This window comes from Flavobacterium piscis, from assembly GCF_001686925.1.
Classification (GTDB): domain Bacteria; phylum Bacteroidota; class Bacteroidia; order Flavobacteriales; family Flavobacteriaceae; genus Flavobacterium; species Flavobacterium piscis.
Genome location: NZ_LVEN01000027.1, coordinates 832815 through 846730, shown reverse-complemented (window position 1 = coordinate 846730; position 13916 = coordinate 832815). Strand labels below are relative to the sequence as shown.

Sequence of the window (13916 nt, the reverse complement as noted above, 5' to 3'; positions counted from 1 at the left end):
AGAAAATTTTATGAGTTAAAATCGAGAACAGAGTAAAATTAGATCACCTAAAAACAAAGAATAGTCAAGAATAAATATTACCGAACTGCAAGTAGTGGCTAATTACAAACCACAATTAATTTTTAATAAAGCAAAAAAAAAAAAAGGCCTTACTAAAATTAGTAAGACCTTAAATTATATTATAATAAAACCGACTTAGAAAGCCACATTCCATCTAGGTAATTTTGCATTTTCATCTAAGAAATTTTGCAAAACCTGTCCTTCAACAGCAGTTGGGATAGACTTTATATCTGCATTAAAAGTTTCGTACCAAACCACTTCAAGAGCAGCGATAGTCTCTAGCTTCATTTGAGCCGGCCATGAATATTTTCTTCCGGTTTTAGCAAATTGATGTCCGTTTACAATTTTATCGTATAAACCGCCATTTTTACTTTTTAAGGTTCCGTCGTTCTGAACAGTTCCTGTAGAACCCACCATGATTAATTCTTTTGCGCCACCTTCAACAGCATAAACAACAAAAACTCCAGCACCTTCAGATGCGTTACAAGCTTGTTCTAAACTATCTTCAATAGTAAAAGTAAAACTATTGCTTACTTTAAATTTTTCTAATTCTTTGTACATATTTCTTATTTTAAGCTTCTAAGAAACTAAGGTTCTAAGTTGCTAAGTTTTTAAATTATATTCCAATATTTTAAAAATGTAAAAAAGTCTCAACAAAATATTGAGACTTTTTTTTTGGAATTTTTTATTTTTAATATTAGGGATTATCCTAATATTTCTTTTACTTTTTTACCAATTTCAGCTGGTGAATCAACAACGTGAATTCCGTTGTCTCTCATAATTTGCTTTTTAGCAGCAGCTGTATCATCAGAACCACCAACAATAGCACCTGCGTGACCCATTGTTCTACCAGCAGGAGCAGTTTCTCCAGCGATAAAACCAACTACTGGTTTACGGTTACCATCAGCTTTAACCCATTTAGCAGCATCAGCTTCTAATTGACCACCAATTTCACCAATCATAATGATAATTTCAGTTTCAGGATCGTTCATTAATAATTCAACAGCTTCTTTAGTTGTAGTTCCAATAATTGGATCTCCACCAATACCAATAGCTGTAGTGATTCCTAAACCTTGTTTTACAACCTGGTCAGCAGCTTCGTAAGTTAAAGTTCCTGATTTAGAAACGATACCAACTGTTCCTTTTTTGAAAACGAAACCTGGCATAATACCAACTTTAGCTTCACCCGGAGTAATTACTCCTGGACAGTTTGGCCCGATTAATCTGGAATTTCTTTCTTTAACATAATTATTTGCTTTAATCATATCTGCTACAGGAATTCCTTCTGTAATAGCAATAATTACTTTAATTCCAGCATCAGCAGCTTCCATAATTGCATCAGCAGCAAAAGCCGGTGGTACGAAAATGATAGATGTATCAGCTCCAGCTTGATCAACAGCGTCTTTTACTGTATTAAAAACCGGACGATCTAAATGGCTAGTTCCTCCTTTACCCGGAGTAACACCACCAACAACATTAGTACCGTACTCAATCATTTGAGAAGCGTGGAAAGTTCCTTCACTTCCTGTAAATCCTTGAACAATTATTTTGGAATCTTTATTAACTAAAACACTCATGATATATATTTTATGTAGTTTTTAAAATTGTGATGCAAAAGTAAGGTTTTGTAACGTATTTTAACCTTTTTGTCTTCAAAAAAATCAAGAAAATTGACTCATTTGATAACCACGATATAATTTATCATCTTTTATTTGCCAAATTGTAGAAAAATGGGCCAATAACATCTCTTCTCGTGGGTTCTCAATCGTTTTCACAAAATGAGAATATCGTATAGAAACCAGATCCTCTTCGGCCAGAATGTGGCTTATTCTAACTTTTGACCGCACATAAGCACGACTAAGCTCGTTGGCCATATCTAACATCGAGTTATAATCCATTTCGATTAATCCTTTGGTACTATGCCAATCTAATTTAACCTCAGGATGCAAATAAGTTTTCATAACTTCGCAATCAATCAAGGCGTCTGACTTGTAAAATTTCTGAACAAATTCTTTAATAGACATATTACTTCAATTTATTTAAAATTTCAGGAATCTTTTTGATATTGGCTAATTGTTTTAACTTTTCTCTTGATTCTTCGATTGGAGTACCAAAATAAGATTTCCCTCCTTCGACTGATTTAGTAACTCCGGTTTGCCCCATAATAACAGCCTTTGCTCCTATCGTGATACCGCTTGTAGTACCAACCTGTCCCCAAATAGTAACTTCGTCCTCGATAATAACACAACCTGCAATACCAGTTTGCGATGCTATTAAGCATTTTTTCCCAATCACAGTATCATGCCCAACATGTACCTGATTATCCAGCTTTGTTCCTTCACCAATAGTAGTATCTCCTGTTACACCTTTGTCTATTGTACAAAGGGCACCAATACCAACATTATCATGTATTACTACTCTTCCTCCGGAAATTAACTGATCAAAACCATCCGCACGTTTTTTATAATAGAATGCATCAGCTCCTAAAATTGTTCCTGCATGAATGATAACATTATCACCAATTACAGTGTGGTCGTAAATCGTAACATTAGGATGTATCAGACAATTTTCACCAATTGTAACGTTGTTCCCAACAAAACAATTGGGCTGAATTACAGTTCCTTCTCCAATAGTTGCAGAAAGAGCAACAGATACACTTGTTGCCAGAAAAGGTCTAAAATGTTTGGTCAGGGTATTAAAATCTCTGAAAGGATCATCAGAAATCAAAAGAGCCTTACCTTCCGGACAATCTACCTTTTTATTGATTAAAACAATAGTAGCTGCCGATTGTAAAGCTTTGTCATAATATTTTGGATGGTCGACAAAAACTATATCTCCAGGTTCAACTACATGTATTTCATTCATGCCTGAAACCGGAAAGTTTGGGTCACCAATAAATTCGCATTGAAGCAAATTTGCAATTTCTTGTAAAGAATGAATCTTTGGAAATTTCATATTTTATAATTAGTTTTTAGTCTCAGTTTTCAGTCTCAGTTTTCAATCTATCAACAAACTGCTAACTGCGACTGAAAACTGAAAACTTATAAAAACTACTCTTTTACACGCTCCATGTAATTACCTGAAGCTGTATCAATTTTAATTTTATCACCTTCGTTGATGAACAACGGAACGTTTACATTAGCACCAGTTTCTACCGTAGCAGATTTAGTTGCGTTTGTAGCAGTATTACCTTTTACTCCTGGCTCTGCATAAGTAACTTCAAGAATTACAGAAGATGGCATATCTACAGATAATGGCAAATCAGTTTCAGTATTTACCTGAACCATTACACTTGTTCCTTCTTTTAATAATCCCGGAGCATCCAAAATGTTTTTATTCAAAGAAATTTGCTCAAAAGATTCTGTATTCATAAAATGAAATTCATCTCCTTCAGCATATAAAAACTGGTAATTATGCGTCTCTACACGCACATCATCAATTTTATGTCCTGCAGAAAATGTATTATCTAATACTCTTCCTGTAGTTAAACTTCTCAATTTTGTTCTTACGAAAGCCGGACCTTTTCCAGGTTTTACGTGAAGAAATTCAACAATTTTATAAATATCGTGATTGAATTTAATACACAATCCGTTTCTAATATCTGATGTAGATGCCATTTTTTTTTAATTTTAGATTTTAGAATGTAGATTTTAGATTCTGTAAAATGAATCAGCCTACATTACATATTATTTTTATTTTTATCTGAATTATTAATGATGAAGCCTGAAATCTAAAATCAGAAATCTAAACTCTAAAATTTTAAATTAATAATTTCCCGAATAACCTTTCATAATTCCTCTAGATGAATTTCTGATAAAATCCAGAATTTCATCTCTCTCAGGAGTAGCCTCCATTTCAGCTTCAATTATACTTAAAGCTTGTGTTGTATTATAGTTCTTTTGGTATAAAATTCTGTAAATTTCCTGAATTTCTCTGATTTTCTCAGTAGTAAAACCTCTTCTTCTTAAACCAACTGAATTGATCCCTACATACGATAACGGTTCTTTTGCCGCTTTTGTATAAGGAGGAACATCTTTTCTAACCAATGATCCACCAGAAATCATGGCATGATCACCGATATGAATAAATTGATGAATAGCGGCCAAACCACCAATTACAGCGTGATTACCAACCACAACGTGACCTGCCAAAGCAACACCGTTTACAATAATAGCATTATTACCAATCTCGCAATCGTGTGCAATGTGCGCGTAAGCCATAACCAAACAGTTATTACCTAAAATTGTTTGACCCGAAGCAACTGTACCTCTATTGATCGTTACACACTCTCTAATAGTACAATTGTCTCCTATAATAGCTAAAGAATCTTCTCCTCCAAATTTTAAATCTTGCGGTACTGCAGAAATAACTGCTCCTGGAAAAATATTACAATTTTTTCCAATTCTTGCACCTTCCATGATGGTTACATTTGAACCAATCCACGTACCATCACCAATAATAACATTATTGTGAATTGTTGTAAAAGGCTCAATTACAACGTTTTTAGCGATTTTAGCGCCGGGATGAACATATGCTAATGGTTGATTCATCTGTGAGTTTTATATTTTATATTAAAATAGTCTAATTTGGGCAACAAACGTAAACAATAAATTTGATTAAATTATTATTGTTTTCTTGCAATTTGAGCCATTAATTCTGCCTCTGTTACCAACTTTCCGTTTGCGTATGCATTTGCCTGCATATGACAAATTCCTCTTCTGATAGGAGAAATTAATTCGCATTTGAAAATTAAGGTATCACCCGGCAATACTTTATGTTTGAATTTAACATTATCAATTTTCATGAAATAGGTCAAATAATTTTCAGGATCCGGAACAGTGCTTAATACTAAAATCCCACCTGTTTGCGCCATTGCTTCAACAATTAAAACACCTGGCATTACTGGAGCTTCGGGAAAATGTCCTACGAAGAAATTTTCGTTCATCGTTACATTTTTCATACCCACAACATGACTGTCAGACATTTCAATAATTCTGTCAATCAATAAAAACGGAGGTCTGTGTGGCAAAACTGCCATAATTTTATGAATATCCATCAATGGCTCCAGATTTAAATCATAAACCGGAACATGATTTCTTTGTTCTATTTTAATAATTTTTGCTAATTTTTTGGCAAACTGTGTATTTACATAGTGCCCTGGTTTATTAGCAATAATTTTTCCCTGAATTCTAACTCCAATCAAAGATAAATCTCCAACAACATCCAATAATTTATGTCGTGCAGCTTCGTTTGGATAATGTAAAGTCAAGTTATCTAAAACACCATTTGGCTTAACCGAAATTTTATCTTTACCAAAAGCTTTCTTTAAATTTTCCATTGTAGACTCAGATATTTCTTTATCTACATATACAATAGCATTATTTAAATCTCCACCTTTGATTAATCCGTTTTCTAAAAGAGATTCTAATTCGTGTAAGAAACTAAACGTTCTTGAATTCGCAATTTCTTCTTTAAAATCGGCTATGCTTTTCATCGTTGCATTTTGGGTACCTAAAACTTTAGTACCAAAATCAACCATTGCAGTTACCTGATAATCATCGCTTGGCATCACTAAGATCTCGCTTCCGGTAGTTTCATCAGTAAACGAAATTACTTCTTTTACTACATAAACATTACGTTTAGCATCTTGTTCTTCGATACCTGCGTTTTCAATCGCTTCAACAAAATATTTTGATGAACCATCCATGATAGGAAGTTCAGAGGCATTTAATTCTATAATAACGTTATCCAGATCACAACCAACTAAAGCCGCTAAAACGTGTTCCGGAGTTTGAATTTTTACACCAAGTTTTTCTAAATTTGTGCCTCTTTGCGTATTAACAACATAGTTAGCATCTGCTTCGATCACGGGCTGACCTTGCAAATCAACTCTTACAAAAGTGAAACCATTATTAATTGGAGCCGGTTTAAAAGTCATTGTAACTTCTTTTCCAGTGTGTAATCCAACGCCTGTTAGTGAAATTTCATTTTTGATGGTCTTCTGTTTAACCATTATTTCCATTTTTTGGGTTTATTATTTGTTTTTTTAATTCTTCAACTTCGGCAACTATTTTAGGCAGATTCTTGAAATGTACATACGATTTGTTAAAATCAGTATATGCAAGAGACGGTGTTCCCTGCAATGTTTCATCATCTTTAATGTTTCTTGCAACTCCTGACTGGGCCTGCAATCTAACATTATTACCTATAATTAAGTGGCCTGCGATACCTACTTGCCCGCCAATCATACAGTTTTCTCCTATTTTTGTAGAACCGGCAACACCTGATTGCGCTGCAATTACCGTGTTTTTACCTATTTCTACATTGTGAGCAATCTGAATCTGATTGTCTAATTTAACTCCCTTTCTAATTATCGTAGAACCAAGAGTTGCTCTGTCTATTGTGGTATTTGCTCCAATATCGACGTTATCTTCTATAATTACATTTCCAATTTGAGGAACTTTACTATATACTCCTTCTTCATTTGGTACAAAACCAAAGCCATCTGCACCAATAATAGTTCCTGAATGAATAGTACAATTGTTACCAATTATAGTTTCAGAATAAATTTTGGCGCCTGCAAAAATATATACATTATCTCCAATAACAACATTATCACCAATAAAACTGTTTGGATAAATTTTTACGTTGTCACCTAAAACCACGTTTTGTCCTATATAACTAAAGCTTCCCAGATATAAATTCTCACCATATTTAGTTCCTTCAGTTAAAAAAGATTGCGCTTCTATTCCGTTTTTATTCAATTTTACCTGATTATAAAATTGCAAAAGTTTAGAAAAAGAGGCATAAGCGTCCTCTACTTTTATTAAAGTGGTAGTGATTTCCTGTTCAGGTATAAAGCTGTCATTCACTATAGTAACTGATGCTTTTGTGGTATATATGTAGTTGATATATTTTGGATTAGCCAAAAAAGTGAGCGATCCTTCCTCACCTTCTTCTATTTTAGACAGCCGAGAAACTTCTGCATTGGGATTTCCAACAACTTCTCCTTCTAAAATTCCTGCTATTTGTTCTGCTGTAAATTTCATTGCGACAAAAATATAAAAAATAGATTTTAAATGTTAATTTTAGATAAGTTGTTTTGGAAAACAGATGTAATATTTTGTAACCAATTTAGATAACGATTTCAAATTCAGCTGATCAGATGCTTCTACGACATCCTCAATTGTTTTATCTTTTTTCAAAATTCGTATAGGTTCAGCTTCTTTACTATAAGCCTGATTTTTTATTTTTCCTCTAAAAATAAAATATCCCGCCTCTAATTGCGTAATATGGTGTGCATTAGCAAATTCTTCTTTTAAAGATTGAGATTCTTCTGCCGAAATTTTCTCAGCACTTAATTTAATTTTTAATAAATCTCTATTAATCAACATCTTACTCAAAGTAGACAACACAAAATCATCTTGCTTTTGCCATGCTTTTAAAGCACTAATTATATCAAAATCATCTAGTTGAGAAAACAAATCTAATTTTTCAGCATCAAAATCTTCTAAAGTCACTTTGTTTTGCATAAAATACAAAAGAGGCTCACTGCAAGGCAAAATAATCCCCTTTAAGGTTAATTCTTTGGCTCTTTTTAGCACATTCATCAAAATTAACTCTGCAACTAAACTTGTTTTATGCAAATAAGCCTGCCAGTACATTAATCTTCTTGAAAGCAAAAATTTCTCTACAGAATAAATTCCTTTCTCTTCAATTACCAAAACGCCGTCAACGACATTCATCATTTGAATCAAACGTTCGGAATTAACATTTCCTTCAGCAACACCAGTATAAAAACTATCACGTTTCAAATAGTCCATTCGATCCATATCCAACTGACTTGAAATCAATTGCAGCATAAATTTCCTGTGATATTCTCCTTTAAAAACCTGAATTGCCAAACTCAATTTACCTTCGAATTCATCATTCAACTGATTCATGAATAATAATGAAATGGCTTCATGATTTACATCTTCAACAATACTTTTTTCCATTGCATGCGAAAACGGCCCATGACCAATATCATGAAGTAAAATAGCGATTAACAAAGCACATTCTTCATCATTTGAAATAGCAACTCCTTTAAAACGAAGTGTTTCTACAGCCTTTTGCATCAAATGCATACAGCCCAAAGCATGATGAAAACGAGTATGATTGGCCCCGGGATAAACCAAATACGACATTCCCATTTGCGAAATACGGCGTAAACGCTGAAAATACGGATGCTGAATTAAGTCGTAAATAAGTTCGTTCGGGATAGAAATAAACCCGTAAATGGGATCATTGAATATTTTTAACTTATTGATATGAGTCACTATTTGGTTCTTTTTAGGTCAACAAATATAAGTAATTAACTATAAACAGCTTTGTGTTTTTCATTTAAAAATTGACATTAAAGTGTGATGATTTCCAGAGTATTACTGAATTACATTTAAAAAAATATACAAAAACCAACTTTTGTTATTCTGAAATTTATACTATTTTTAATACTTTTTAAGTTCTATACCTCTAAATTGCATTAAAATTAAACACGTTTATGGATAAGATAAAAATACTTTGGGTCGATGACGAAATCGATCTTTTGAAACCACATATATTATTTCTCGAGAAAAAAAACTATGCTGTAACCACTTGTAACAATGGTTTGGATGCTATTGCCTTATTTGAAGAAGATAATTTTGACATTGTTTTTTTGGATGAAAATATGCCTGGAATGAGTGGCCTGGAAACACTTTCTGAAATGAAAGAAAAAAAATCGGCCATACCAATGATTATGATTACCAAAAGCGAAGAAGAGTACATAATGGAAGAAGCTATTGGTTCTAAAATCGCAGATTATTTAATAAAACCGGTAAATCCGAATCAGATTTTACTGAGTTTAAAGAAAAACCTCGATCATTCAAGATTAATTTCTGAAAAAACAACGCTGGATTATCAAAAGGAATTTAGAAAAATCGCCATGGAAATGGCTATGGTTAATTCCTATGAAGATTGGGTAGAATTATATAAAAAATTGATTTTTTGGGAACTTGAACTCGAAAACATCAACGATCAGGGAATGATCGAAATCCTTGAATCTCAAAAAGTTGAAGCCAATTCTCAATTCGGAAAATTCATCGAGAGAAATTATGAAGACTGGTTTGCACCAAAAGCAGATAAACCAATTCAATCCCATAATTTATTCAAGGAATTAGTTGTTCCTGAAATCAAAAAGAAAGACAAACCCATTTTATTCGTTGTAATTGATAATTTACGTTACGACCAATGGAAATCTTTTGAAACCGTTGTAGCAAATTATTACAAATTAGAAAAAGAAGTTCCTTATTTCTCTATACTTCCTACTGCAACACAATATGCCAGAAATGCTATTTTCTCTGGCTTATTGCCAACAGAAATGGAAAAACAATTTCCGCAATACTGGAAAAATGATGTAGAAGACGGAGGAAAAAACCTTTACGAAGCTGAATTTCTAACCGCACAATTAAAACGTTTAGGCCTAAACATAAAAGAAGATTATTTTAAAATCACTAATTATGCCGGAGGTAAAAAATTAGCCGAAAACTTCAAAGCACTTAAAGGCAATGACTTAGTTACCGTAGTATACAATTTCGTTGATATGCTGTCTCACGCAAAAACCGAAATGGATGTTGTAAAAGAACTAGCTTCTGATGATAAAGCGTATCGCTCACTAACTTTAAGCTGGTTTAAAAATTCTCCGCTTTTAGAAATTATCCAGCAAGCACAACTTTTAGGTTTCAAATTGATCCTAACAACAGATCACGGAACAATTAATGTAAAAAACCCGTCAAAAGTGGTGGGAGATAAAAATACAAGTTTAAATTTGCGTTATAAAACAGGTCGTAGTTTAACGTACGAACAAAAAGATGTTTACGTAGTAAAAGAACCAAAAGATATTGGTTTACCGGCAATAAACATGAGCAGTTCGTTTATTTTTGCTAAAAATGATTTCTTTTTAGCCTACGTAAACAACTACAATCATTATGTGAGTTATTACAGAAATACATATCAACACGGAGGAATTTCGTTAGAAGAAATGATTATTCCGTTCTTGGTATTTAACCCGAAATAGAAAAGTTTTAGCCGCGGTTTTTAGTCACAGTCACAGTTTACAGTCCTAAACTGTGACTGAAAACCGTGACTGAAAACTCAAAATTGAGACTATAATTAATAAGCAATAAAAATGAATATCGTTTTTTCATTAGATCAGATTAAAGAAGTAGCAGAGAAAATTTTAGTTCAAAATCCAAAGAAAATTATTCTTTTTAATGGAGAAATGGGAGTTGGAAAAACTACCTTAATCAAACAACTTTGTAAAAATATTGGAGTTGAAGATGCTACAAGCAGCCCAACCTTTTCTTTAGTTAATGAATACTACACTCCTAACAATCAGATCGTTTATCATTTTGATTTTTATCGACTAAATAAAGAAACTGAAGCTCTGGATATGGGCGTGGATGATTATTTGTACTCCGGAAATTGGTGTTTTATCGAATGGTCTGAAAAAATCGCTAGTTTAATTCCTGAAGAACATTCGGTGGTTACAATTGAGTTATTGGCAGATGGAAAAAGAGAATTGAAATTAGAATAAATCCTCCGCAGAGATTCACGAAGATTTCACAAAGATCTTATAATAATTCTTTTTGTGACTTTGCGAAATCTTCGTGAATCTCTGTGAAAAAATATACATATATAAATGACTACCGTAGAAATTATTCCCTTTTCAGCAGAATCAAAAGAGCCAATCAAAACCTTAAATAAAGAATGGCTTCAAAAATATTTTAAAGTTGAGGAACAAGATGAAATAGTACTTTCTAATCCGCAAGAAGAAATTATCGACAAAGGCGGATTGATTTTCTACGCTAAATATAAAGGTGAAATTATCGGTACAGTTTCTTTAATAAAAATTGATCATGACACATTTGAATTAAGCAAAATGGCCGTTTCAGATAAAGCGCAAGGCCTGGGAGTTGGCAATCAATTACTAATTCATTGTTTGGCTGTAGCCGAAAAAAACAACATAAAAAAACTCATTTTATATTCGAACCGAAAATTACTGCCTGCAATTCATTTGTATGAAAAATTCGGTTTTATAGAAGTTCCTTTAGGAAATGTAAGTTATGAAAGGGCCGATATTAAAATGGAAAAAATTATGCATTAATTTCATCATATAGTATTACCAGAATTTTTACATTGATTTTAAAACTTTTTACGTAATTTGTACTCTTAATTTTCGCACAACCCATGTCAATCACCTTAACTCCATTTACGAAACAACAATTGTTGCCACAAGAAGAAAAACTTGAAGTTGGCCGATTCAAAAGAGAACTTTTTATAGGGATTCCTAAAGAAACGAGTTATCAGGAACGTCGTATTTGCTTAACTCCAGATGCTGTCAACTCCTTGACTTATGAAGGTCATCGCGTAATGATTGAATCCGGAGCGGGAGAAAGTTCCAGTTATTCTGATAAAGAATATTCTGACGCGGGAGCTGAAGTAACAAAAGATACCAAAAAAGTTTTTGGATGCCCAATGCTGCTAAAAGTAGAACCTCCTACTATAGCAGAAATTAAAATGATCAATCCGGAGACGATTATTATTTCGGCTATTCAGTTAAAAACCAAAAAGAAAGAATACTTCGAGGCCTTAGCGCAGAAAAAAATTACTGCACTTGCTTTTGAATATATAAAAGATGAAGACGGATCTTATCCTGCTGTAAAATCGCTAAGCGAAATCGCAGGAACAGCCTCAATACTTATTGCTGCCGAATTGATGATTACAGATGAGTTTGGAAAAGGACTTTTATTTGGAAACATTACCGGCGTCCCTCCTACCGAAGTTGTAATTTTAGGAGCTGGAACAGTAGGAGAATTTGCTGCTAAAACCGCTATTGGTTTGGGAGCAAATGTAAAAGTTTTTGACAATTCAATTACAAAGTTGCGTCGTTTACAAAATAATCTAAATCAAAGAATCTTTACTTCTACAGTGCAGCAAAAAGCGTTACTAAAAGCGCTAAGACGTTGCGATGTTGCTATTGGGGCCATGCGCGGAAAAGAGCGTTGTCCGATTATAGTGACAGAAACGATGGTAGAGCACATGAAAAAAGGTGCTGTTATTGTGGATGTAAGTATCGATACCGGAGGCTGCTTTGAAACCTCAGAAGTTACCACTCATGAAAAACCAACTTTTATAAAGAGTAATGTTTTACATTATTGCGTTCCTAATATACCATCCCGATATTCTAAAACAGCCTCATTATCAATAAGTAACATACTAACTCCATATTTACTTCAAATAGCAGAAGACGGAGGTTTAGAAAGTGCGATAAGATGCAATAAAGGTTTAAAAAACGGAATTTACCTGTATCACGGAATTTTAACCAACAAAGCAATTGGCGAATGGTTTGATTTACCCGATAACGACATCAATTTACTTGTATTTTAAGGGAACTTTAGTGTACCTTTGCAAAAATTTTATTTCATGAAGTTCGTACATCGTTTTGCTTATTATCTGATTGGTTTGGTTATGGGATGCTTTTTTGTAGCCCTCGTTTTTAGCGGAAAAGATACCCGTTGCAACTATTTTCCAAATGCCCGTGTTTTAAATAGTTTACGTACAAAACCTTTCCAGTATTCTGAAAAAGCAGTTCAGACTTTAAATGAAAAATGGATCGATACCGCCGATATTAAAAATACCTTGAAATTTGGCGATGTTGATTTTGACCAGAGTAATGTTCCTTTCAAAAAAGGAAAACTTTACATTATTGAAGGAAAAACAGTTAAAAACCAAGAGATTATCCTTAAAGTAATTAACTACGAAAACAAAGCTGTTTTAGACGAGATTGTAAAGAAACCTCTGGAAAAGTAATTTTTTTATCAGGAGCTAATCCCGCTATCCGTTCCAATCTTTTTTATTTTAAAGAAAAAATAAAAAAGGATTTCCACTTCTATCGGGGCTAAGACAATCATTTTCATAAGAATATTTTCGTCTAGTTGTCATTTCGATCGAAGGGAGAAATCTTCGCGAGAAGCTCGACAAAACCTTGATTCTGGTTCCGGAGTTAATTGCGAAGATTTCTCGTTCGTCAGAAATGACAAGATTATAGAAATCAAGATTGATAATTAGTAAAAATTTGTGGAATTATTGTTTTACCATTCAATTTCTTTCAGTCCTTTTGATTTCAGAAAAGTATTTGCCTGACTAAAATGTTTATTTCCAAACCAAAAACCTCTATTGGCACTTAAAGGAGATGGATGTCCTGATTTTAAAATATGATGTTTTGAGGCATCGATTAGCGCAGCTTTCTTCTGAGCAAAACCTCCCCACAATAAAAAAACAACATCTTTACTATTAGCCGAAATTTGTTTTATTACAGCATCTGTAAATTTTTCCCAACCTTTTCCCTGATGGCTTCCTGCTTCTGATTGCCTAACGGTTAAAGTAGCATTTAAAAGAAAAACACCCTGATCTGCCCAACGTTCTAAATTTCCTGTTTTAGGAATTGGTATATTCAAATCGGTTTCGATTTCTTTAAAAATATTTTGAAGGGATGGCGGAAACGAAATCCCGTCGTTTACAGAAAAACATAATCCGTTTGCCTGATTAGGCCCATGATAGGGATCCTGACCTATAATTACAACTTTGACCTGATCAAAATGACAATGATCAAAAGCTGAAAAAATCTGATTCCCTTTTGGATAACAAACCTTAGTTGTATATTCTGATTTTACAAAATCAATTAATTCAGTAAAATATGATTTTTCAAATTCTTCCTTTAAAACCGGTTTCCAGGAATCATGCATTTTTACATCCATATCTTTTTTTATGCGAATTTC

General features: G+C 33.2%; 15 protein-coding genes. 5 read left to right on the top strand and 10 right to left on the bottom strand.

Going from position 1 to position 13916, the window contains the following annotated elements:
- Positions 1-195 precede the first annotated feature (195 nt).
- From FLP_RS14035 to FLP_RS13995, 9 genes are all read right to left on the bottom strand, one after another.
- Positions 196-621 (bottom strand): hypothetical protein, encoded by a 426-nt coding sequence (locus FLP_RS14035; protein ID WP_065450101.1) that lies wholly within the window; start codon positions 619-621, stop codon positions 196-198.
- Between the two features lie 143 nt (positions 622-764).
- Entirely contained in the window at positions 765-1637 is an 873-nt protein-coding gene (gene sucD / locus FLP_RS14030) for a succinate--CoA ligase subunit alpha (protein ID WP_065450100.1), read from the bottom strand.
- Between the two features lie 84 nt (positions 1638-1721).
- The gene (locus FLP_RS14025) at positions 1722-2021 is read right to left on the bottom strand and encodes a nuclear transport factor 2 family protein (RefSeq protein WP_243397600.1); all 300 of its coding nucleotides are present in this window, start codon (positions 2019-2021) and stop codon (positions 1722-1724) included.
- A gap of 64 nt (positions 2022-2085) precedes the next feature.
- Positions 2086-3015, bottom strand: coding sequence for a UDP-3-O-(3-hydroxymyristoyl)glucosamine N-acyltransferase (locus tag FLP_RS14020; RefSeq protein ID WP_065450098.1), 930 nt, complete (start codon positions 3013-3015; stop codon positions 2086-2088).
- Positions 3016-3110: 95 nt separating this feature from the next.
- On the bottom strand, positions 3111-3677 hold the full coding sequence (gene efp / locus FLP_RS14015) for an elongation factor P (RefSeq protein ID WP_035680954.1): 567 nt from the start codon (positions 3675-3677) through the stop codon (positions 3111-3113).
- A gap of 147 nt (positions 3678-3824) precedes the next feature.
- Positions 3825-4610 carry an acyl-ACP--UDP-N-acetylglucosamine O-acyltransferase gene (lpxA, locus tag FLP_RS14010; protein ID WP_065450097.1) on the bottom strand — a complete coding sequence of 262 codons (786 nt, stop codon included), beginning with the start codon at positions 4608-4610 and terminating at the stop codon, positions 3825-3827.
- A gap of 74 nt (positions 4611-4684) precedes the next feature.
- A complete protein-coding gene (locus tag FLP_RS14005) occupies positions 4685-6073 on the bottom strand; it encodes a bifunctional UDP-3-O-[3-hydroxymyristoyl] N-acetylglucosamine deacetylase/3-hydroxyacyl-ACP dehydratase (protein WP_065450304.1) in 1389 nt (462 codons plus the stop codon).
- Positions 6066-7109 carry a UDP-3-O-(3-hydroxymyristoyl)glucosamine N-acyltransferase gene (gene lpxD / locus FLP_RS14000; RefSeq protein ID WP_065450096.1) on the bottom strand — a complete coding sequence of 348 codons (1044 nt, stop codon included), beginning with the start codon at positions 7107-7109 and terminating at the stop codon, positions 6066-6068. The genes FLP_RS14005 and lpxD overlap by 8 nt, the downstream gene beginning before the upstream one ends.
- 39 nt (positions 7110-7148) lie before the next feature.
- Complete coding sequence (locus FLP_RS13995; RefSeq protein ID WP_065450095.1) at positions 7149-8378, bottom strand: HD domain-containing protein; 1230 nt, start codon at positions 8376-8378, stop codon at positions 7149-7151.
- A gap of 221 nt (positions 8379-8599) precedes the next feature.
- Here FLP_RS13995 and porX point away from each other — a divergent pair, with 221 nt between their 5' ends.
- The 5 genes from porX to FLP_RS13970 all read left to right on the top strand — a co-directional run bounded on the left by porX (position 8600) and on the right by FLP_RS13970 (position 12948).
- Positions 8600-10153 carry a T9SS response regulator signal transducer PorX gene (gene porX, locus FLP_RS13990; RefSeq protein WP_065450094.1) on the top strand — a complete coding sequence of 518 codons (1554 nt, stop codon included), beginning with the start codon at positions 8600-8602 and terminating at the stop codon, positions 10151-10153.
- Positions 10154-10264: 111 nt separating this feature from the next.
- Complete coding sequence (gene tsaE / locus FLP_RS13985) at positions 10265-10672, top strand: tRNA (adenosine(37)-N6)-threonylcarbamoyltransferase complex ATPase subunit type 1 TsaE (RefSeq protein WP_065450093.1); 408 nt, start codon at positions 10265-10267, stop codon at positions 10670-10672.
- A 105-nt stretch (positions 10673-10777) separates the two neighbouring features.
- Positions 10778-11242, top strand: a complete 465-nt coding sequence (locus FLP_RS13980) for a GNAT family N-acetyltransferase (RefSeq protein WP_065450092.1) — start codon at positions 10778-10780, stop codon at positions 11240-11242.
- A gap of 83 nt (positions 11243-11325) precedes the next feature.
- A complete protein-coding gene (locus FLP_RS13975; protein WP_065450091.1) occupies positions 11326-12525 on the top strand; it encodes an alanine dehydrogenase in 1200 nt (399 codons plus the stop codon).
- 36 nt (positions 12526-12561) lie between these two features.
- Complete coding sequence (locus FLP_RS13970; protein ID WP_065450090.1) at positions 12562-12948, top strand: DUF4258 domain-containing protein; 387 nt, start codon at positions 12562-12564, stop codon at positions 12946-12948.
- Between the two features lie 281 nt (positions 12949-13229).
- On the opposite strand, the gene FLP_RS13965 is transcribed toward FLP_RS13970, so the two are convergent.
- Positions 13230-13895: a uracil-DNA glycosylase gene (locus FLP_RS13965; RefSeq protein WP_065450089.1), complete on the bottom strand. Its 666-nt coding sequence runs from the start codon at positions 13893-13895 to the stop codon at positions 13230-13232.
- Between the last annotated feature and the right edge of the window lie 21 nt (positions 13896-13916).

What these genes read in the sequence shown, in the direction of transcription:
- FLP_RS14020 (WP_065450098.1), bottom strand. Translation starts at nt 3,015, where the DNA reads ATGAAATTTCCAAAGATTCATTCTTTACAAGAAATTGCAAATTTGCTT.
- lpxA (WP_065450097.1), bottom strand. Translation starts at nt 4,610, where the DNA reads ATGAATCAACCATTAGCATATGTTCATCCCGGCGCTAAAATCGCTAAA.
- efp (WP_035680954.1), bottom strand. Translation starts at nt 3,677, where the DNA reads ATGGCATCTACATCAGATATTAGAAACGGATTGTGTATTAAATTCAAT.
- FLP_RS14025 (WP_243397600.1), bottom strand. Translation starts at nt 2,021, where the DNA reads ATGAAAACTTATTTGCATCCTGAGGTTAAATTAGATTGGCATAGTACC.
- FLP_RS13965 (WP_065450089.1), bottom strand. Translation starts at nt 13,895, where the DNA reads ATGGATGTAAAAATGCATGATTCCTGGAAACCGGTTTTAAAGGAAGAA.
- FLP_RS13980 (WP_065450092.1), top strand. Translation starts at nt 10,778, where the DNA reads ATGACTACCGTAGAAATTATTCCCTTTTCAGCAGAATCAAAAGAGCCA.
- FLP_RS14005 (WP_065450304.1), bottom strand. Translation starts at nt 6,073, where the DNA reads ATGGTTAAACAGAAGACCATCAAAAATGAAATTTCACTAACAGGCGTT.
- lpxD (WP_065450096.1), bottom strand. Translation starts at nt 7,109, where the DNA reads ATGAAATTTACAGCAGAACAAATAGCAGGAATTTTAGAAGGAGAAGTT.
- FLP_RS14035 (WP_065450101.1), bottom strand. Translation starts at nt 621, where the DNA reads ATGTACAAAGAATTAGAAAAATTTAAAGTAAGCAATAGTTTTACTTTT.
- tsaE (WP_065450093.1), top strand. Translation starts at nt 10,265, where the DNA reads ATGAATATCGTTTTTTCATTAGATCAGATTAAAGAAGTAGCAGAGAAA.
- FLP_RS13970 (WP_065450090.1), top strand. Translation starts at nt 12,562, where the DNA reads ATGAAGTTCGTACATCGTTTTGCTTATTATCTGATTGGTTTGGTTATG.
- porX (WP_065450094.1), top strand. Translation starts at nt 8,600, where the DNA reads ATGGATAAGATAAAAATACTTTGGGTCGATGACGAAATCGATCTTTTG.
- sucD (WP_065450100.1), bottom strand. Translation starts at nt 1,637, where the DNA reads ATGAGTGTTTTAGTTAATAAAGATTCCAAAATAATTGTTCAAGGATTT.
- FLP_RS13975 (WP_065450091.1), top strand. Translation starts at nt 11,326, where the DNA reads ATGTCAATCACCTTAACTCCATTTACGAAACAACAATTGTTGCCACAA.